This is a genomic window from Paenibacillus sp. MMS20-IR301 (assembly GCF_032302195.1).
In the GTDB taxonomy this organism is placed as follows: domain Bacteria; phylum Bacillota; class Bacilli; order Paenibacillales; family Paenibacillaceae; genus Paenibacillus_AQ.
This window is the reverse complement of the sequence record NZ_CP135275.1, coordinates 3,485,045-3,505,954: the sequence shown is the minus strand read 5'-3', so window position 1 is coordinate 3,505,954 and position 20,910 is coordinate 3,485,045. Positions and strand designations below refer to the sequence as shown.

The following is a 20,910-nucleotide window of genomic DNA, read 5'->3' as shown; positions in this document are numbered from 1 at the left end:
CAAGCGCGCTCTATGATGCCGTGGACGAGGAAATGGTGAAGGCGGAGGAGCAGCTTGCACCGCGGAGTCTTGGAACCTTGTACGGGGTTGGAGTCGGCCCTGGAGACCCGGAGCTGATTACGCTCAAAGCCTGCCGGCTGCTGCGGGAATGCCCGGTGGTAGCCTATCCAGCAACCAAGAAAGGTGGCAAATCCTACGCTCATGAAATCATCGAGCTGCATGTCAATCCGGAAGAAACGGTGATGCTGGGCCTTGTTTTCCCGATGACCAAGGATCCCGAGCTGCTGGCAAGCGGCTGGAACCGTACGGTGGAGCTGTGCTGGGCAGAGCTGCGCCAGGGGCGGGATGTGGCTTTTGTGACGGAGGGCGATCCGAATCTCTACAGCACCTTCATTCATTTGGCCCGGCTGATGCAGGAGCTTCATCCCGGGGTACCGGTTGTTTCAGTTCCGGGCATCTCCTCGGTGCTGGGTGCAGCGGCAGCCCTGGAGCAGCCGCTCGCTGACGGGGATCAGCGGGTAGGGATCATTCCGGCTACGGCTGACCGTGAGGCGCTGAAGGAAGCGCTGCTGCATCATGAGACCGTGGTCTTCCTTAAGGTAGCCAAGGTGCTGGATCTGCTGTTGGATGTGCTGGATGAGCTGGGCCTCTCCGGCAAGGCCTCTGTCGTTACCAAGGTGACCTCACCGCATGAAACAGTATGGCGGGATGCCCGGGATTTGCGGGGCAAGGAGCTGGAGTACTTAAGTCTGATGGTGGTGAGCAAATGACGGGCCTCTTGCTGGAACCTAAAGTGTATATCGTCGGTGCGGGGCCGGGTGATCCCGAGCTGATTACGGTCAAAGGCAGCCGGATTCTGCGTTCCGCCGATCTGGTGCTGTATGCCGATTCACTGGTCAGCGCGGAGCTGATTAACAGTGCGAAGCCGGATGCTGAGGTTGTCAAAAGCTCAGGGCTGGATCTGGAGCAGCAAGTGGAGCTGATGGCCGCAGCAGTCCAGGGGGGACGGAGTGTCGCCCGCGTTCATACGGGTGACCCTTCCATGTACGGCGCAATTCTGGAGCAGATGACGCTGCTGAAGTTATGCGGCATCGGGTACGAAATCGTGCCGGGGGTCAGCTCTGTGTTCGCCGCAGCGGCGGCGCTTGGCGCAGAGCTGACCGTGCCTGATCTGACCCAGACGGTGATCCTGACCCGTGCGGAGGGCCGGACACCTGTGCCGGAGCGGGAGCAGCTGCGAAGGCTGGCGGAGCATCACTGTACAGTAGCGCTGTTCCTCAGCGCTTCGCTGGCCGGTCATGCAGCCGGGGAATTCCTCGCCGCAGGCTGGAGTCCGGACACACCGGTTGCTGTAGTGAAGCGGGCGACCTGGCCGGACCAGCAGATCCTGCGGACAACCGTAGAGAGGCTGGAGCAGGATCTGCTCGCTGCGGGAATTACCATGCATGCTATGATCCTGGCCGGCTGGGCGCTGGACCCGGGTCTCAGTGACCGGGATCAGCACCGCTCCAAGCTGTATGACAAGGGTTTTACCCATGGCTGCCGCGAAGGAACCGGAGCAGGTGAACCTGCTGAATCCGGCGGGACCGTTCAGTCTGAGCAGCCCGGTGCGGCCCGTGCATAAGCGCTATGCTGCGGTTGCCATTACGCGGAATGGAATCATGCTTGCAGCGAAGCTCGGAGCAGAGCTGAGCGGTACTGCAGTTTATGGTTATGCCAAGTATTGCGGCGGCCTTGAGGGGCAGTCCGGGGAGATTGCGGCTTTTGACGGACCGGTTAGAGACCTGCTTCCGCAGCTTTTCCGGAGCTATGAAGCAATTATTCTGTTCTTTTCTCTGGGAGCTGCCGTCCGGCTGACCGCTCCGCTGCTCGGGGACAAAAAAACCGACCCCGCCGTTATCGTCATCGACGAGCGCGGAGAGCATGTCATCAGCATGCTCTCCGGTCATCTTGGCGGAGCCAACAGGCTCACATTGCAGATTGCCGGGCTGCTCGGCAGCCATCCTGTCATTACAACAGCCTCGGATGTACAGGGCATATTCGCTGTAGATCTGCTTGGACAGGAATACGGCTGGCGGCCGGACAGCTTCGCCGGGATGAAGGCGGTAAGTGCTGCACTCGTCAACGGGGAGCCGGTGGCTTTCGTGCAAGAGAGCGGGGAGCGCGGCTGGCTTCCTCCGGGAACAGTGCTGCCGGAGCATGTCCGGCTGTTCACGGACAGGGAGGAGCTGCTCGGCAGCGGCTTCAGCTGCCCGGCGGCAATCATAGTGACGGACAGGCTGCTGCTTGAGCCGGAGGCAGCCGCATTACCAGGCAGCACGGTAGTATTCCGCCCGCGCAGCCTGGTGCTTGGCCTTGGCTGCAACCGCGGCACGGCGGCGGCGGAGCTGGAAGCTGTAGTGCTGCACACGCTGGCGGAGCTTGGGCTGTCGCTGCACAGCGTCCGCAATGCCGCTACAGCAGGAATTAAAGGTGACGAAGCCGGGCTGCTGGCCCTGTGTGCCAAGTATGGCTGGGAGCTGGAGCTGTATTCACCGGAGCAGCTGAACACAATTGCGCTGGACAATCCGTCGGCGGCCGTATTCAGAGCTACCGGAGCGTACGGAGTCTGCGAGCCGGCTGCGCTGCTGTCTTCAGGAGCGGGGGAACTGCTGCTCCGCAAGCACAAGAGCGGGAATGTGACCATCGCCGTAGCCCGGGTTGTGCATGATGTACCGTGCGTGAAGAAGGGGGAGAGCAGGCATGGATGACAAGATCCGGCGGGAGCTGCTGTACCGTCCGCGCTTCGTGGTGGCCGGTACAGGCAGCGGTTCCGGTAAAACAACAGTTACCCTCGGTCTGATGCGGGCTTTTGCCCGCCGCGGGCTGAAGGTGCAGGGCTTCAAATGCGGGCCTGACTATATCGATCCTGCCTACCACAGTGCCGTCACAGGCCGGCCCTCCCGCAATCTGGATTCATGGATGACTACCCACAGTTACCTGCAGCAGTATTTCCTGCGTGCTTCGGAGCACGCGGATGTGTCGGTTATTGAGGGCGTTATGGGGCTGTATGACGGTAAAGAGGATACTGCGCTTACCGGGTCAACCGCGGAGATTGCGGTTCTGACGGACAGTCCGGTGCTGCTGGTCGTGGATGTCCGCAGCATGGGACGGAGTGCTGCGGCTATTGTGCTGGGCTTCCGGCAGCTGGAGCCGGAGGTACGGATTGCAGCGGTTATAGTCAACCGCTGCGGCAGCGAAGGCCACTACCAGATGGTCAGGGCTGCCATCGAGTCTGCCTGCGGCATTCCCGTGATCGGCTGGCTGCCCCGGGACAGCGGCCTCGATATTCCCGAGCGGCATCTCGGCCTGCTCCCCGCGGTGGAGCGCGGGGAGCTTGCGCCCTTATTCGACCATGCGGCTGATTTGCTCGCGCAGGGCACCGATCTGGAGCGGCTGCTGGAGCTTGCCGCTGCTGCGCCTGGTCTGCGCTGCCCTGTGCAAGCTGGACCCGCATCGCTAAGGCCGGCGGCTGCCGCACAGCTGGCGGTGGAGCAGCTGCCGGAAGCCGCTGCTCCACCCTGCCCGCCAGCTGCGCTGCCAGCGCCGCCTTCTGCGGCAGCGGTGAGCGCTGTAGCTGAGCCGTATCAGCCCGTCATTGCTGTCGCCCGTGATGCAGCGTTCAATTTCTATTACGCTGATAACCTGGAGCTGCTCGAACGGGCCGGAGCGCGGCTGGTAACGTTCAGCCCGCTCAGCGGCGGGGGAATCCCGCCGGAAGCCGATGGAATCTATCTCGGCGGCGGGTTCCCGGAAGAATTCGCCGCTGCTATAGCTGCGAATCCGCTCTTCCTGAGCGGGCTGAGGGCTGCAGCCGCAGACGGGATGCCGCTGTACGCTGAATGCGGCGGCTACATGGTTCTGGCCCGCAGCCTGACTGACCGTGCGGGCGTGGTGCATACGATGGCCGGAATCATTCCGGCACATACAGTGATGCAGGAGCGCCGCGCCGCCCTCGGCTACCGGGAAGTGACGGCGCTCCAGGATAACCTGCTGCTGAAGCAGGGGGAGCAGCTGCGCGGCCATGAGTTCCATTATTCTGTCATGGACTACCTTCCGGGTGAAGCCCGGACCTTTGTCTATGAGAGCAAAGGGCGGGGCGGCACGCGTCCGGAAGGTTACATCAACAGCAGCGGCAATGTTATGGCAGCTTATGCCCATGTCCATCTGGCCTCTCATCTCCCGGCAGCGGGGCGGCTGGTGGCGGCATGCCGTGCTTATCATGAACAGAAGCTATATAGATTGAACTATAAAACTTAGAAAAAGAAGAGCTGGTGGAGGGAAGCTTGGAACTGTAGGGATGCCAGCGGCCGGAAGTCTCACCTTTAAGCGGAAACTCAAGTACAATGAGCTGCCGAGCAGGTAAATGGACTGAATTGGCTCCCTGTTCAGAAAGTAGCCAGTCGCGTAACGGTTGTTCATGTGACTGGCTAAACGTTACGGACATGAGAGACCTTAAGCCTGCGGAAAGGCAGCAAAGTGCCGACTTGCGGACACCAGCGCCGTTATTTCGCCGGAAAAGCGGAGTTAGCCCATCAAAAGCGGCGGATAAGGTCCGTGGTGTCCGCAAGACCGCCCAAAAGGCCTATTTTGAGCGGATAAGGTCTGTGGTGTCCATAAGGGTCAGCATTGGGTTATATTTGAACCGGAGAGAGTATGGTAACCGGTACTAAGCTGCACGATGTATGTCAACCGCTTGCCACCCCCCTGGCAGGCCACATATAATATAAAATAAGAGAGCGCTTTATTGTGCCGCAGGCTGGCGGACGGCTTGGCTTGTCAGCGAACGGATGACAGATTTTATTTTCAGGAAGGGGGAACACTGCAGTGAAATTGCTCGGAGCGATTGAAGCAGGGGGAACAAAGTTTGTATGCGGCATCGGAAATGAGGACGGGACGATTCTCGACCGGGTGAGCTTTCCGACCACTACACCTCAAGAGACCATGGGACAAGTACTGGATTATTTCTCCCGTAAAGGGGCCGAAGCTATCGGAATCGGTTCCTTCGGACCGATTGATCCGGTAATCGGCAGTACTACATATGGATATATTACAACCACTCCGAAGCCGCATTGGGGCGGGTTCAATCTGGTTGGGGCAGTTGCGGAGCAGTTCAATGTTCCCATCGGGTTCGATACAGATGTGAACGGTGCCGCCCTGGGCGAGTACACCTGGGGCGCGGCCGCGGGGCTGGACAGCTGCCTCTACATCACAGTGGGGACAGGCATCGGTGCCGGTGCCGTGGTTGGCGGCAGGCTGATTCACGGGCTGTCCCATCCGGAGATGGGACATATTCTCGTCCGCCGTCATCCTGAGGATGACTTTGCAGGCTTCTGCCCGTATCATGCCGATTGCCTGGAAGGCCTGGCGGCAGGTCCGGCAATCGGTAAGCGCTGGGGCCGGCCGGCCGGTGAGCTGCCTGCGGATCATCCCGCCTGGGAGATGGAAGCCCATTATCTGGCCCACGCGCTGATGAACTATGTGCTGATCCTTTCACCGCAGAAGATTGTGATGGGCGGCGGAGTGATGAAGCAGAGTCAGCTGTTCCCGCTGATTCACACCAAGCTGCAGGAACTCTTAGCCGGCTATGTGCAGCATCCGGCGCTGAATGACAATATCGGCAGCTATATCGTTCCGCCGAAGCTTGGGGATAATGCCGGGCTGGCAGGGGCACTTGGATTGGCCAGACTGGCGCTTGAAGCGGAATAACAGCCGCTGCTGCAAAAAGGCATTGACTGTTGCGCAATATATGGTATCCTAGGTTTTAACAGTATAGCATTTACGAGGAAGCACCTCTTTCACGATTATCGTGGGAGAGGTGCTTTTGTGCGTCCGGGAGGTCTCAGCGGTTACCCGGATGACCTGGGAGGAAGGATTCCGGCCAGACGCGGGAGCATGCTTGCTGTAAGACGAGGAAGGTAGGGATTCTTATGCAGATCGTATTCATGAACCGTTTGTCCAGATTGTCAGAGGTGGACCGGGAGGTCTTCGCCCAGCTATGGATTGGTGAAGAGGAGGGCGTGTGGCGCCTGGGCTGGCGGGATTTCTCCGGAGCACAGGAGATGGGGGACAGCCTGTGGTATGAAGGCAGCTCATGGAATGAAATGCTGTGTGTGTACCGGCATGAGCTTGCGGTGAAGATGGGGGAAGGCTACCGTCCGCTGATCGATGGAGTGTTCCATGAGGAGGAGCATCTGGGCGGGCGCAGCCAGGAGCAGCTTAAGCTGCAGTATTACAGTGAGCAGCACGCAGCGGATGCGGTTTATGATGAGCTGTGCTCCTGGCGCAGAGGCAAAGCCTCCAGTGAGCGTAAAGCGCCTTATGTGCTTGCGAGCAACCGTCTGTTGCGGATGATCAGCGCCTTTCTCCCGCATACAACCGAAGAGCTGCTGCAAATTCCCGGGGTCGGCGAGGGCAAAGCGTCACAGTATGGTGCGGATTGGCTGCAGATTACCTCAGGTATCCAGCGGGCGCATTCCTTTCCGCTCTCTTGGGTGAATGAAGCTATTGACGAGGAGGGCTTTGTCTCCTGGCTGTACAAGCAGAAGGAGCTGAAGTACAAGAAGCAGCTGGAGCGGCTGCGGCTGCGGCGTGTTCTGCTTCAGGCCATTGAGGCCGGACAAGGCATGGAGCAGATCCGGGCGCTGAGCGGAATTTCCCGGCGCGAGATTCTGGAGGCAGCCGAGGAACTGGAGAAGGACGGATATTCGGTGGAGAAGCTGATCACATTTGAACTGAGCGAGGTTAGTCCGCTGGAACAGAATAATATATGGACGGCCTATGAACTGATGGGTGATACCTTCCTGAAGCCGGTGCTCTACAAAGCATACGGAGAGGATTTCGCACCCGCTGAAGGACTCGATATGTACTATGAGCGCCTGCGGCTGATCCGGCTCCGCTTCCGGCGGGAGCAGCCGGTGAAGCTGGGGCTGGCTACAAATCTGTAGACAATCAAAAAGACGAAGGCTTCCTCTACCCGTGGGTTAGCGGCGCCTTCGTCCTGCGTATTCGTCCGGTATGGTTCATAGCCATTCCTTCTTGCGGAAAACTACCAGCATTCCGCAGCCGAGTGTTACCATGACGGCAATAACTCCGTAGTAGCCGTACTGGGAATGGGTCTCGGGAATATTATCAAAGTTCATACCGTAGATCCCTGTAATCACGGTCAGCGGCATGAATATTGTAGTAATTGCTGTAAATACCCGCATGATTTCGTTGGCGCGGTTGGCGATACTGGACTGATAAGCTTCCCGTAAGTTGCCCATCAGATCGCGGTAGGTTTCGAAGGTTTCCGAAATTTTCACCGCATTCTCATAAATATCACTGAAATACTTCTGCAGCTGATCGTCGATCAGGCGGAGATCCTTCTTGTTCAGCGTGTTGATAACTTCCTTCTGCGGTCCGAGCATTTTCTTCAGCCAGAGAATTTCACTGCGCAGACCGATGATTTCGCTGAGATGCGATTTCTTGGTGTGCATGAGGATATCTTCCTCCAGCTTCTCAATCCGCGCTTCGATCCGGTCACCGACGGAGAAGAAGTTGTCAACGACAAGGTCGATTAACAGGTACAGGAAACGGTCAGGCTCACTGACCTCCTGCTCCCACAGGATGGGCTTCAGGACGCGCAGCTCATGGATCTTCTGCTTGGTCACCGTAATGATGAAATGTCTGCCCAGGAATACGTTAAGGGCGCGGAGGAATATTTCCTCGTCATCAAACCGGATGCTGTTGACTACAATGAAATAATGGCTCTCATAGATCTCCAGCTTCGGGCGCTGATCCTCTTCACTGAGGCAGTCCTCGACAGCCAGATCATGCAGATTGTACAAAGGCTGAAGCTCCACAAGATCCTCAACATCGGCATCAATCCAGTAGAACCCCTCTGCAGGGGCTGTAAGTGTTTCTTCAATATTGTCAATTGTCGTAAAAATTCCTGCGTTCACCAGCCGGATTTTCATCTGATTCACTCCTTCTGTCCCTGTCTTCTCCAGGGATATGCTAATTAAAGCACAGGGAAAAAATCAGCTTGGCCGGCGGTACAATCACTGACGAAGGCCAAAAGACGTACGGAGAGCATGAAGAAGAACTGCCCCCGCCGCCGGCAAGCTGATGTTAATCCTGTGTGGTTGTTCTTTCTGCGTGCCTATTCGCGAGCCCGGGTCGCCTTCCATTCTTCTCTCACCTCTTCTTTTCGCCGTTTATGGTTGAAACACTTGTCTAGTATAACGCCGGGGTATGCCTCTTTCAAGAGAAATTCTTTTCATAATATAGGCCCCTTAGCATTGTATGGACTTGACGAAAAGGAGGTTCATGATTTAAAGTGAATTTTAAGCAAAAGTTCTGAGGAACCACCGGTGGTACCCAACTGAATACAGCTAAATCTTATCAAGAGCAGGTGGAGGGACTAGCCCGATGAAACCCGGCAACCGGCGTATCTACGCACGGTGCTAAATCTTGCGGAAGCTCGGCAGGACGTATACGTCCGGCGGAAGTTCTCTGGCAGATGAGAGAGGCGCATATGACTGCAGATATATGACCTTTCTCGCCTGAGAAAGGTTTTTTTTCGTACTCTTTTCACCACACATGATAGAGCACGCCCAGGCGGAATCTAAATTCAGTTAAGGAGTGGACACAGCAATGCCAATTAAAATTCCCGACAGTCTGCCGGCCAAAGAAGTATTATCCGGTGAGAATATTTTTGTAATGGATGAGAGCCACGCCTTTCATCAGGATATCCGTCCTCTGCGGATCGCTATTCTAAATCTGATGCCGACCAAGGAAACGACCGAGACGCAGCTGCTGCGCCTGATCGGAAACTCGCCGCTTCAGGTGGATGTGGTTCTGCTGCATCCCAGCTCCCATACCTCGAAGAATACCTCTGCAGAGCATCTGAAGAGCTTTTATAAAACCTTCGATGAGATCAGCCACCGCCGGTTCGACGGCCTGATCGTTACCGGCGCTCCCGTAGAACAGATGGAGTTCGAGGATGTCAACTACTGGGAAGAGCTGAAAGTTATTTTTGAATGGAGCAAGCAGAATGTAACTTCGACCATGCACATCTGTTGGGCGGCACAAGCAGGACTGTATCATCATTTCGGTGTTCGCAAGGTGAGCCTGCCGGACAAATGCTTTGGAGTTTTTCCGCACACGCTGAGCCATAATAATGTCAAGCTGCTGCGCGGCTTCGATGAGGTGTTCCATGTGCCGCATTCCCGCCACACTGATGTATCCCGGGAGGATATTGAGAATCATCCGGATCTGCAGATTCTTGCCGAATCGGAAGAAGCCGGAGTGTATCTGGTGTCGGCATATGAGGGGAAGCAGATTTTTGTCACCGGGCATTCGGAATATGATCCGTTCTCTTTGAAATGGGAGTATGACCGGGATATCGCCAAAGGCATGGATATTGAAATTCCGAAGCACTATTATCCAAAAGATGATCCTACCCGTACACCGCCGGCCGTTTGGCGCGCCCATGCCAACTTATTATTCTCTAACTGGCTCAATTACTATGTATACCAGGAGACACCTTACGATATCGGAGCGTTTATTTAACACAATTATTTATATAGAAGCAAAGTAAAAGCGCACTACACATAGCTGATGCTTCCGAAGCTAGTTTGTACGAAGAAATTCAGGGAAGCAAATGCTAACAAACTTTTAGGAGGCAATGGGAATGGACGAGAAACTGAAGATTGAGAGCAGACTGGCACAGATTGGTTCACTTGAGGACCCGGCAACGGGGGCGGTTAATTACCCGATATATAATGCGACGGCTTTCCGTCACCCGAGACTCGGTCAGAGCACAGGCTTTGACTATATCCGCACCAAAAATCCTACCCGCACCGTACTCGAAGACGCGGCTGCCGCACTGGAATCCGGCGATGCCGGCTTTGCCTGTGCCTCCGGGATGGCTGCCCTGACTACAGTATTCGCCCTGTTCGGACAAGGCGACCATCTCGTGGTATCGCTGGACCTGTACGGCGGAACTTACCGTCTGCTTGAACGGATTCTCTCCAAATACGGCATCAGCGCCTCCTATGTGGATACGAATGACCTGGAGGGCCTGGAGGCTGCCCGCCAGCCGGGCACCAAAGCTGTGTTTATTGAGACGCCGACCAATCCGCTGATGATGATTACAGATGTCGAAGCGGTGTGTACATGGGCCCGCACGCACGGGCTGCTGACTATTGTCGACAACACGCTGCTAACCCCGTTCTTCCAGCGTCCGATTGAGCTTGGGGCAGACATTATCGTACATAGTGCGACCAAATATCTGGGCGGACATAATGACGTGCTTGCCGGACTTATTGTGACCAAAGGCGCGGAGCTGTCAGCAGAAATGGCTATCCTGCATAACTCGCTGGGCGCTGTACTTGCACCAAATGACAGCTACCAGCTGATGAAGGGCATGAAGACACTTGCCCTGCGCATGGAGCGGCATGAGAGCAATGCACTGGCTATTGCCCGGTATCTGCTGGAGCATCCGGCGGTTGCCGAGGTGTTCCACCCGGGCCTGCCCGATCATCCGGGGTATGAAATCCAGAACCGCCAATCCTCCGGCAACACCGGAATCTTCTCCTTCAAAGTTAAGGATGCCAGATATGTGGAGCCGCTGCTCCGCCATATCCGCCTGATTGCTTTTGCCGAGAGCCTGGGCGGTGTCGAGTCGCTTATGACTTATCCGGCTGTGCAGACCCATGCCGATATTCCGGTGGAGATCCGCGATGCCGTTGGCGTCGATGACCGTCTGCTGCGTTTCTCTGTCGGGATCGAGCATGTAGATGATCTGATTAATGATCTTGCACAGGCGCTTGAGGCGGCGCGGGTGGAGCTGGAGTAGGCGCTTGCCGGACAGGAATTTCAAGAGGAGAGCATAATAATGAACGGCAGCGCCAACAAGGTGCTGCTGTTTTCTTTGCGAAAGGTTTTTCAAGCTCACCCAATTGTGATACGATGGGGGAACGGGTTTGTTTATATTAAAATTTAAATTCATCTGACTATACTTCATAGAATTAAGAGGAGGCCGCGAACAGTGAGTGCGATTGATCTTATTCTGGATAAGACACTTAAGGGTGAACGTCTGCAATTAGAAGACACGATCACATTATTCGAGAGCAATGAAATTGAGAAAATGGGCGCTGCCGCAGATATTATTATGAAGCGCTGGCATCCGGACCCGCTGGCCACATTCGTGATCGGCCGCAATATTAACTACACTAATGTTTGTGATGTATACTGCCGCTTCTGTGCATTTTACCGCAGACCCGGCTCGGAGGAAGGTTATGTGCTTCCTGACGATACGATCTATCAGAAGATTGCCGAGACGATCAGTGTGAACGGGACAGAGATTCTGATGCAGGGCGGAACGAATCCGAATTTGCCGTTCAGCTACTATACGGATATCCTGCGCGGCATTAAGCAGCGCTTCCCTGAGATTACGATGCACTCCTTCTCACCGGCAGAGATTATGAAGATGGTCGAGGTATCCGGCCTGCCGCTGGAGCAGGTAATGCGTGAGATTCATGCCGCCGGCCTTGACTCCCTGCCGGGCGGGGGAGCTGAGATTCTTGACGACCGTACACGCCGGAAGATTAGCCGGCTTAAAGGCTCGTGGCGTGAATGGATGGATGTGATGCAGACCGCGCACCGTATCGGTATGAATACTACAGCCACCATGGTAATCGGCCTCGGCGAGAGTATGGAAGAGCGGGCGCTGCATCTGCTGCGTGTCCGTGAAGCCCAGGATGAATGCATTGCGAACAAATATGATTCTGAAGGCTTCCTGGCCTTTATCTCCTGGACCTTCCAGCCGGATAATACGAACCTGAAGCTGGACCGCCAGACTCCGGAAGAGTATCTGAAGACCGTAGCCATCAGCCGCCTCGTGCTGGATAACATCAAGAACTTCCAGTCCTCTTGGGTTACAATGGGGCCGGAGGTCGGCAAGCTGTCCCTGCAATACGGCTGTAATGACTTTGGCAGCACGATGATTGAGGAGAACGTAGTTTCCTCGGCAGGCGCTACCTACAAGGTCAACATCGAGTCGATCACCCAGCTGATCCGCGAAGCCGGGAAGATTCCGGCACAGCGCAACACGCGCTACGACATCCTGCGCACGTTCGAGGACGCCAGCGCCAAGATTGATAATGATTTCATCATGCAGAACTAGAGGGCAGGGCGGCGCCCGGTTAAGTGTCAGCCCCTGTACTCTTTAGCAGCACAAATAACGCTTATCTATCATCGTCCCCGGTAAAGGGAGGGTAATAGATAGGCGTTTTTTATATTTTTCCTGTGTAAATATTTTGGCGGTATAAAAATAATGTAAAAGGATGTCTTGACGGCAAACAGCAGGAGGCCACAAAAGGGATTACATCAGCGGTGTGTACATGATATTTTAGGCAGATTGAGAAGAAATATGTAGTGCCTGAAATCAGAGTGAAAAAAATGCGGAAGTATTTTTTTACAATTCATTAATTATCCAGTGTATAATTAACACAAACTGCTAATCCAGTTAACCCAATCTGATAGATAGACTAATAGAGTTGTGGTACGCTGTGACGGTCAGTTTAATGAGATTATCTGGGAGGGTTAACGATTTATGAGACAAAAGCGTTGGAACAAACCGATCGCTTCAGCCCTAGCTACCGCTGTCGTTACGGCACAGGTATTAGGCGGAGCCGCTGTTGGTTCAGTGCTGGGAGGCGGAACGGCTAAAGCTGATCCTGCACCAGCACCGGGTGCAATCAACCTGCGGCTAATGAGTACTACAGATGTACATACCAACGTAATGGGCTGGGACTACTTCAAGGACAAAGAATCATTGACAGTGGGACTGGACCGGACTGCAACATTGGTGAAGAATGCCCGTGCAGAGGACAAAGGGATAAACAACCTTCTGCTCGACAATGGTGACCTGATTCAGGGAACTCCGCTGGGAACATATATGTCACTACAGAAAAATCCGGCAGGGGAACTCGATCAAATTCATCCGATGATTGATGCGATGAACACGATGAAGTATGATGCAGGAACCTTCGGCAATCATGAATTCAACTACGGGCTGCCTTATCTGGAAAGCATCACTTCCGCTACTTCGGCTACCTATAAGCACACTAGCATCCCTTTCATTAATGCAAACGTGTATGTCGATGATCATGATGATGATGACACCAACGATGTTAACTACTTCCAGCCATACACAATCATAAAAAAGAAAGTGTTAGACAGCAATAATGTTGAACATACCATTAATGTAGGTCTGATTGGTCTCGTAACTCCGCAGATCATGGATTGGGACAAAGCTAATCTTGAAGGAAAAGTCATCGCTAAGGATATCTCCGAAACAGCCGCCGAATTCATTCCTCAGATGAAAGATGCAGGTGCGGACATTATCGTAGCTATGGCACATACCGGATATGACGCTACGGCAACCGGGCGGAATGCTGAGAATGACATCAGCCAGCTCAGCAAAGTTCCTGGAATCGATGCCATTACTTTCTCCCACACCCACAAAGTATTCCCGGCGGCGAGTCTGAGCGCTTTGGATGCATCATTCAAGACTGCTGACGGCAAAGCTGCACTGCCGGGCATTGATAATGACAAGGGCCAGATTAATAATGTTCCAGCAGTTCAAGCCGGCTTCGGCGGTGCCAACCTGGGTCTGATTGACCTGGCGATCGTTTCGGACGGCGACGGCGGCTGGATGGTTGATAAGACAAATTCCCAGTCCTCGACCAGTTCGATCTACAAAACAGAAGTTGATGCTAAAGGAACTAAAGTTAATATCGCTAATGTTGAACCGGATGCAGCAGTGGATGCTGCTGTAAGCGCAGCTCACGCTGCTACGATTAATTATGTTAATACACCACTGGGCAAAACGAATGTACCGATGAACAGCTTCTTCGCAATGGTGCAGGATGATCCGACCGTTCAGATCGTAACCTATGCCCAGAAGAGTTATGTAGAGAACCGGATTAATACAGACCCGGCTCTCGCTGAGTACAAAGGGCTGCCGATTCTGAGTGTTGGCGCACCGTTCAAGGCTGGACGCAACGGCCCTGATGAATATACAGAGATTGACGCAGGCGACCTGACGATCCGCAGTGCCAGCGACCTGTACCTGTATGACAATACACTTAAGGCTATCAAGATCAAAGGCTCCACAGTAAAAGAGTGGGTAGAGATGAGTGCAGGTGCATTCAATAAGATCAATCCGGCGGTTACGGATACACAGGAACTGCTTAACTCTAAATTCTCCGTATTTAATTTCGATGTCATTGACGGTATTGAATATACGATTGATGTAACGAAGGATGCCAGATACAATGTTGACGGCACACCTAACAACTTGAATTCCGAGCGTGTTACTTCGATCACTTATAATAACCACCCGCTTAACTTGAATGATGAATTCATCGTGGTTACGAATAACTACCGTGCCAGCGGCGGCGGGAACTTCCCGGGTGTCAAGGCTGGACTCGAAGGCGTCACTATGGTTCTTGATACTCTTGAAGAGAACCGCCAGGTGCTGATGGATTATATCGTGGAAGCGGGGACCGTTAATCAGCCGGCAGATAACAACTGGTCGCTTGCTTCAATCAAAGGCGATGTTAACCTGACATTCCCTTCGTCCCCAAGAGCGAAGAACGTACTGCCTAAGCATGAGAATATTACCGATACAGGTAAGCAGGACAGCAAAGGGTTTGAAATTTACAATATTGACTTGAGCGGAAGCGTGAAAGTCCACTTGCTGGGCATCAACGACCTTCACGGACAACTGGATACAACCTCCTTTGTAACCGTTGGTACCGAGAGCAAGCCTGTAGGTACTGCTGCAATTCTGGCAACCTACTTGAAGAACGCCCGTGCGAAATACGATAATACCCTGCTTGTTCATAACGGGGACTCTGTCGGTGCTTCTGCTCCGGTATCCTCCATGGAACGCGACAAACCGACGCTTGAATGGCTGAATATGATGAAATTCGATGTGGGAACTTTGGGTAACCACGAATTCGACCAGGGTGTTGAAGCACTCAAAGCACAAATTTTTGGCGGTGTTGACCCTGTTAACAAAAACATTGTCCATGCACCTATGAACTTTGATTACATCAATGCGAATGCAATCGACATCAAGACTGGTGAACCGCTGATCAAGCCTTACACAATCAAAGAAATCGGCGGCGTTAAGATCGGGTTCATCGGGGTAGTTACCAAGGCAACTCCTAGCAAGGTATCCCCGGCCGGAACAGCAGGCGTGAAATTCCTGAGCGCTGAAGAAGAAGTTGCAGCAATCGAGAAGTATGCTGCAGAACTGAAAAGCAAAGGTGTTAACACAATCATTGTTCTTGCCCATGATCCGGCAACCACGAAGGTTGATGCGGCAACGAAGAAAAATGTATCAACAGGTGAAGCTGTAGATTTGGCCAATGCCCTTCCTGCCAATTCTCCAGTGGACGTAATCGTAGCCGGTGACAACCACGCATTTGCTAATGATATTGTGAATGGCAAGCTGGTAGTTCAAGCTTATTCTTATGGTACAGCCTATGAGGATATCCGTTTGGTTATCGATCCGGAGACTGGCAAAGTGAAGAGCAAATCTGCTGAAGTAATCACTACTTTCCAGGAAAATGTTAAAGAGGATGCTGAAACAAAAGCACTTGTTGATCATTATCTTGCCCTGCATCCTGAGCTGTCCAGACCTGTAGGTACTACAGATGGAACAGTTACCCGTACAGATGTGTACCTGAAGGAAGCTCCTCTGGGTAACCTGATTGCTGATGCTATGCGTCAGGCTGATTTCAAAGACGGAGCTGCCGGTCCTGCGGATTTCGCCTTCATGAATCCGGGCGGTATCCGTGCCGATCTTCCAAAAGGCAATGTATCCTTTGGTGATCTGGCCAAAATTCAGCCATTCGGCAATACGCTGGTGAAGCTGACGCTTACCGGTGAACAGATTAAAACCCTGCTGCAACAGCAATGGGCGGTTAAAGCTGACGGAACTGCAGATATCAAGACGCTGCAAATTTCCGGTCTGAAATACACAGCTAATATGTATCTGCCGGTTGCCAGCCGTGTAGCAAACCTGACCAAAACAGACGGAACACCAATCGAAATGAACAAGAGCTATACAGCTGTAGTCAACAACTTCATGGCTGCAGGCGGCGACAATTATAAAGTATTGCCTCTGGCAAGCAAGTCGCTGGCCGGACCAATCGATCTGGATGTATTCTATGACTACATTGTGAAGAAATTCAAAGGCGGCGCTATTACAGCTCCAATCGAAGGCCGCATTACTAACGTGGATAAAGATCCGGGTTCAAGCCTAGGCTCCACTACTCCGGCAACACCTAAGCCTTCTGCAACACCAACAGCTTCACCAAGCCCGGCAGCATCCGCTACTCCGGCACCGGCAGCTACACCAGCTCCTGTACCTACAGCTGCACCTGCTGCTGTATTCAAAGATCTGGCTAAAGTAGCTTGGGCGCAGGAAGCTATCAATGCACTTGCAGCTAAAGGTATTGTAAAAGGGATTGATGGTACAAACTTCGCGCCAGTGAAGAGTGTTACCCGCGCAGAATTCGTAACAATGCTCGTTCGTTCACTTGATTTGACCAATACTGCGGCTACAACTAACTTCAGCGATGTGAAACAAGGTGTCTGGTACACGGATACTATCGCTGCTGCGGTTAATGCGGGTCTGGTAAAAGGAACGGGCAACGGTAAATTTGAACCGGGCCGGGAGATTACCCGTGAAGAAATGGCGATTATGATCGCTAACGCCCTTAAGGATCAGCTGCAGACTGTAGATACTTCGGCTCTGAATGTCTTTACAGACAAGGCGAAGATTGCATCTTATGCACAGCAGCCGATCGCGCAATTGACTAAGCTCGGAATCGTAAATGGTGTAGATGCTCAGAAATTTGCTCCTAAAGGCATTGCAAACCGTGCTCAGGCAGCGGTAATCATCTACCGTATGCTGGAGAACAAGGCTTCCTAAATTTAAACTAGATATACCGAACAAAGAAGAGCCCGTGCACATTGTGCACGGGCTCTTTCGCTTATAGACTGTACCTGCACTCGTCAGGCACTCGAATAACTGCTCAAGCTACGGGGCTTGTCCGGCCCGGGGCAGCAGGGCCCAGTTACTTGACGGCAGCTTCCCATTTGCAGCGGACCGGGGAAACAATCGCGTTGTCTTTCTTCAGCTCGGTGAACGCTTTATCGACGGCTTTGCGCTCCAGTCCGGAGAGCTTCTCTACCTCACCGGCAGTAACAGGTGTTGCTGAAGCCTTAATGATCTCAAATACCTGGTCTTTTACACTCACTAGTAACACTTCCTTCAATTTTGATATTTTCTTAGCTGTATTATATGAGAATGGATGCAGGGTTGCAGTGATATTTTACAGCGAACATAGTTTACAGTTGCATCCAAAAGTGATATCATAATTATATCAAATACATATCTTATGGAGGTGCTTTTATGAAGGAGAAAGTGTTGCATCCTGTCAGCGGATTCTGGGTCGTAGCCCTGATTGCCATTTGTATTGCGGGAGGAATTTATGGTGCGGTTCAGGAATATGTGGCAGTACCGGTTACTCTGTTTGTGTTAGCAGGCATTCTCTGCACAAGTATTACCGTTGTCCAGCCTAATAAGTCAGTGGTGGTGACCTTTTTCGGCCAATATGTCGGCACCATTGCCGCCAGCGGGCTGTTTGCCGTCATTCCGTTCAGTATCCGCAAGACGGTCTCGCTGAGGGTCCGCAACTTCAACAGCGTGAAGCTGAAGGTTAATGATGTGGAGGGTAATCCGATTGAGATTGCTGCGGTAATTGTCTTCAAGGTTATTAATTCAGCCAAAGCCCTGTTTGATGTAGATAAATATATGGCTTTCGTCGAAATCCAGAGTGAAACAGCACTACGCCATGTAGCCAGCAAATACCCTTACGATAATTTCAATGAGACCGGCATGTCCCTGCGGGCTAATGCCGATGAGATTGCCAAGGAGCTGGCTTCCGAGCTGCAGGAGCGCTTGTCCTTGTCCGGGGTGGAGGTTATTGAGGCACGGCTAACCCATCTGGCCTACTCTACTGAAATCGCCAGCACGATGCTGCAGCGCCAGCAGGCTTCGGCCATTCTGTCCGCCCGCCAGATCATTGTTGAGGGTGCCGTTGGCATGGTAGATATGGCGATCCGCCAGCTTAAAGAGAACGGTGTAGTAGAGCTGGATGAAGAACGCAAAGCGGCGATGATCAACAATCTGATGGTAGCGATTGTGTCGGAGCGCGGCGCGAGCCCGGTCATTAACGCCGGCTCGTTGTACTAAGGCGGTTCATCATGGCGGCCAAAAAAAGCTTTCCGCTGCGGATCGATCCCGAGCTGCACGAAGCACTGGAGCGTTGGGCGGGAGAAGAATTTCGCAGCGTTAACGGACATATTGAATACTTGCTGCGTGAATCTTTGAAGCGTGCAGGCCGCTTGCCGGGTAAGAAACGCCGGGAAGATGAGGAATAAGCCTGTAAGGGCAACGCTCCTCCCCCTTGACGGAAGATAAGCTGCGATTTATAATTACCGTAATTCAAGTTATCAGCTTCGACAAAGAAATGGATCAAGGCTCTGGACCGCTTCAGAGAGAGGAAACTTCAGGCTGCAATTTCCTCCGGTACCGGCTTTCGATTTACCCCTTTGTAGCTGCGGTTATGAAACTCCCTTTGTACAGGGATAGTAAGAGCCGCCGGTTCATGGCCGTTATCTCCATGCTGACGAAGGATTCTTGTCTTAACGGACGAATCGAATTTGGGTGGAACCACGGGTGTAATCACTCGTCCCTTTGCGGGACGGGTGTTTTTTGTGTGCACAAACTTTTAGGAGGAAGAAAAATGTCAGTAAATATCAAACTTCCGGACGGATCGGTCCGGGAATACGCGGATGGCAGCAGCATCGACGATGTGGCCGCTTCCATCAGCAGCGGGCTGCGCAAGAATGCCGCTGCAGGTAAACTTAATGGAATTGTTGTGGACCTCTCAACTCCGCTTGAAGAAGGTGCGCTGATTGAGATTGTGACTCTCGATTCTCCGGAAGGTCTGGAAGTGATGCGCCACAGCACTGCCCATCTGATGGCCCAGGCAGCAAGACGCCTGTTCGGAGCGAAGGAAGTGAAGCTGGGTGTAGGTCCGGTAATCGAGGACGGCTTCTATTATGATATGGATCTGGAGCATCCGCTGAATCCGGAGGATCTGCTGAAGATCGAGAAGGAAATGGAGCGCATCATTAATGAGAACCTGCCGATTGTGCGCAAAGAGGTAAGCCGCAAGGAGGCTCTGGAAATTTTCGGGGAGCTGGGTGATCCTTACAAGCTTGAGCTGATTGAGGCTCTGCCGGAAGAGAGCGTAATTTCGATCTACGAGCAGGGTGAATTCTTCGATCTCTGCCGCGGTCCCCATGTTCCTTCAACTTCCAAAATCAAAGTATTCAAGCTGATGAACGTCGCAGGAGCTTACTGGCGCGGAGACAGCAAGAATAAGATGCTGCAGCGTGTATACGGTACTGCCTGGATCAAGAAGGCCCAGCTGGATGAACATCTGCGCCTCTTGGAGGAAGCGAAGAAGCGCGACCACCGGAAGCTGGGTAAAGAGCTGGAAATCTTCACGTTCAACCAGCTGGTTGGACAAGGACTGCCGATCTGGCTGCCGAAGGGTGCCAAGCTGCGCAGTATTCTCGAGCGTTACATTGTAGACCTGGAAGCCAGCCTCGGATATCAGCATGTCTATACTCCGGTGCTCGGTAATGTCGAGCTGTACAAAACTTCAGGTCACTGGGAGCATTATCAGGAAGATATGTTCCCTAAGATGACAATTGATAACGAAGAATTTGTGCTCCGTCCGATGAACTGCCCGCATCACATGATGATCTACAAGAGCTCGATGCACAGCTACCGTGATCTGCCGATCCGTATCGCCGAGCTCGGTATCCAGCACCGTTATGAAATGTCCGGAGCACTCACAGGGCTGCACCGCGTGCGTTCGATGACCCTGAATGACTCGCATATCTTCTGCCGTCTGGACCAGATCAAGAGCGAGTTCATCCGCGTGCTTGAGCTGATTAAGCAGGTATATAGCGACTTCGGTATCGAGGATTACCGTTTCCGCCTGTCCTACCGGGATCCTAAGGATACTGAGAAATATTATGCCAATGATGAAATGTGGGAGACTGCACAGCGCATGCTGCGCGAGGTTGTCGAAGAAGCCGGTCTGCCGTTCTATGAAGCTGAGGGAGAAGCAGCCTTCTATGGTCCGAAGCTGGATGTCCAGATCAAGACTGTACTGGGTAAGGAAGAGACACTGTCTACTGTCCAGATCGACTTCCTGCTGCCTGAGCGCTTTGAGCTGGAGTATGTCGGTGATGACGGCAACAAACATCGCCCGGTTGTCCTGCACCGCGGAATTCTCGGCACAATGGAACGTTTCGTAGCGTTCCTGCTGGAGAACTTTGCCGGATCACTGCCGCTGTGGCTGTCGCCGCAGCAGGTGAAGATCATCCCGGTTTCCTCTGCGTTTGATGATTATGCCAAGGATGTAGAAGCTCAACTGCTGAAGCACGGCATCCGGGCTGAAGTCGATCTGCGCAATGAGAAGATGGGCTACAAAATCCGTGAAGCCCAGCTGGAAAAACTGCCGTATATGTTCGTTGTCGGCGAGAATGAAATGAATGCCGGCAGCGTATCCGTCCGTAAGCGCGGGGAAGGCGACATCGGTGCTAAGCCGCTGCAGGAAGTAATCGGAACCCTTGTACAGGAAATTTCCGGCCGCGTAATCTAGCCAGTTTAAGATTTCGGGGTCCCCGCAAAGTACCTGAATCAGCCTCGGAGCCAAA

Annotated in this window: 15 protein-coding genes and 1 riboswitch; of the genes, 13 read left to right on the top strand and 2 right to left on the bottom strand. The window is 53.2% G+C overall.

All coding sequences use genetic code 11. The features are described from left to right. Window positions 1-32 precede the first annotated feature (32 nt). The 6 genes from cobI (at window position 33) to LOS79_RS15220 (ending at window position 6,986) form a co-directional block, all read left to right on the top strand. Complete coding sequence (gene cobI, locus LOS79_RS15245) at window positions 33-770, top strand: precorrin-2 C(20)-methyltransferase (RefSeq protein ID WP_315422249.1); 738 nt, start codon at window positions 33-35, stop codon at window positions 768-770. Next, window positions 767-1,624 (top strand): precorrin-4 C(11)-methyltransferase, encoded by an 858-nt coding sequence (gene cobM, locus LOS79_RS15240; RefSeq protein ID WP_315421288.1) that lies wholly within the window; start codon window positions 767-769, stop codon window positions 1,622-1,624. Before cobI ends, cobM begins: the two co-directional genes overlap by 4 nt. Continuing rightward, on the top strand, window positions 1,617-2,750 hold the full coding sequence (locus LOS79_RS15235) for a cobalt-precorrin 5A hydrolase (RefSeq protein ID WP_397386796.1): 1,134 nt from the start codon (window positions 1,617-1,619) through the stop codon (window positions 2,748-2,750). Before cobM ends, LOS79_RS15235 begins: the two co-directional genes overlap by 8 nt. After that, the gene (locus LOS79_RS15230; protein WP_315421284.1) at window positions 2,743-4,299 is read left to right on the top strand and encodes a cobyrinic acid a,c-diamide synthase CobB; all 1,557 of its coding nucleotides are present in this window, start codon (window positions 2,743-2,745) and stop codon (window positions 4,297-4,299) included. The genes LOS79_RS15235 and LOS79_RS15230 overlap by 8 nt, the downstream gene beginning before the upstream one ends. Window positions 4,300-4,866: 567 nt before the next feature. Next, window positions 4,867-5,748, top strand: a complete 882-nt coding sequence (locus LOS79_RS15225; protein WP_315421282.1) for an ROK family protein — start codon at window positions 4,867-4,869, stop codon at window positions 5,746-5,748. A 221-nt stretch (window positions 5,749-5,969) separates the two neighbouring features. Continuing rightward, window positions 5,970-6,986 carry an HRDC domain-containing protein gene (locus LOS79_RS15220; protein ID WP_315421280.1) on the top strand — a complete coding sequence of 339 codons (1,017 nt, stop codon included), beginning with the start codon at window positions 5,970-5,972 and terminating at the stop codon, window positions 6,984-6,986. A 75-nt stretch (window positions 6,987-7,061) separates the two neighbouring features. On the opposite strand, the gene corA is transcribed toward LOS79_RS15220, so the two are convergent. Then, window positions 7,062-7,997 carry a magnesium/cobalt transporter CorA gene (gene corA / locus LOS79_RS15215; RefSeq protein WP_315421278.1) on the bottom strand — a complete coding sequence of 312 codons (936 nt, stop codon included), beginning with the start codon at window positions 7,995-7,997 and terminating at the stop codon, window positions 7,062-7,064. Between the two features lie 421 nt (window positions 7,998-8,418). Then, window positions 8,419-8,549: riboswitch (SAM riboswitch) on the top strand. Between the two features lie 127 nt (window positions 8,550-8,676). On the opposite strand from corA, the gene metA reads away from it, so the two are divergent. The 4 genes from metA to LOS79_RS15195 all read left to right on the top strand — a co-directional run bounded on the left by metA (window position 8,677) and on the right by LOS79_RS15195 (window position 17,038). Beyond that, the gene (gene metA, locus LOS79_RS15210) at window positions 8,677-9,594 is read left to right on the top strand and encodes a homoserine O-acetyltransferase MetA (RefSeq protein ID WP_315421275.1); all 918 of its coding nucleotides are present in this window, start codon (window positions 8,677-8,679) and stop codon (window positions 9,592-9,594) included. Between the two features lie 121 nt (window positions 9,595-9,715). Beyond that, on the top strand, window positions 9,716-10,882 hold the full coding sequence (locus LOS79_RS15205; RefSeq protein ID WP_315421272.1) for a PLP-dependent transferase: 1,167 nt from the start codon (window positions 9,716-9,718) through the stop codon (window positions 10,880-10,882). Window positions 10,883-11,074: 192 nt separating this feature from the next. Further along, entirely contained in the window at window positions 11,075-12,211 is a 1,137-nt protein-coding gene (gene mqnC, locus LOS79_RS15200) for a cyclic dehypoxanthinyl futalosine synthase (RefSeq protein WP_315421270.1), read from the top strand. A gap of 429 nt (window positions 12,212-12,640) precedes the next feature. Further along, on the top strand, window positions 12,641-17,038 hold the full coding sequence (locus LOS79_RS15195; RefSeq protein WP_315421268.1) for a bifunctional 2',3'-cyclic-nucleotide 2'-phosphodiesterase/3'-nucleotidase: 4,398 nt from the start codon (window positions 12,641-12,643) through the stop codon (window positions 17,036-17,038). A gap of 145 nt (window positions 17,039-17,183) precedes the next feature. On the opposite strand, the gene LOS79_RS15190 is transcribed toward LOS79_RS15195, so the two are convergent. Beyond that, window positions 17,184-17,366, bottom strand: coding sequence for a transcriptional regulator (locus tag LOS79_RS15190; RefSeq protein WP_315421266.1), 183 nt, complete (start codon window positions 17,364-17,366; stop codon window positions 17,184-17,186). Between the two features lie 155 nt (window positions 17,367-17,521). Here LOS79_RS15190 and LOS79_RS15185 point away from each other — a divergent pair, with 155 nt between their 5' ends. From LOS79_RS15185 to thrS, 3 genes are all read left to right on the top strand, one after another. Beyond that, the gene (locus LOS79_RS15185) at window positions 17,522-18,364 is read left to right on the top strand and encodes an SPFH domain-containing protein (RefSeq protein ID WP_315421264.1); all 843 of its coding nucleotides are present in this window, start codon (window positions 17,522-17,524) and stop codon (window positions 18,362-18,364) included. An 11-nt stretch (window positions 18,365-18,375) separates the two neighbouring features. After that, entirely contained in the window at window positions 18,376-18,552 is a 177-nt protein-coding gene (locus LOS79_RS15180; protein ID WP_315421262.1) for a type II toxin-antitoxin system antitoxin, read from the top strand. 365 nt (window positions 18,553-18,917) lie between these two features. After that, window positions 18,918-20,855 (top strand): threonine--tRNA ligase, encoded by a 1,938-nt coding sequence (thrS, locus tag LOS79_RS15175; protein ID WP_315421260.1) that lies wholly within the window; start codon window positions 18,918-18,920, stop codon window positions 20,853-20,855. Window positions 20,856-20,910: the final 55 nt, after the last annotated feature.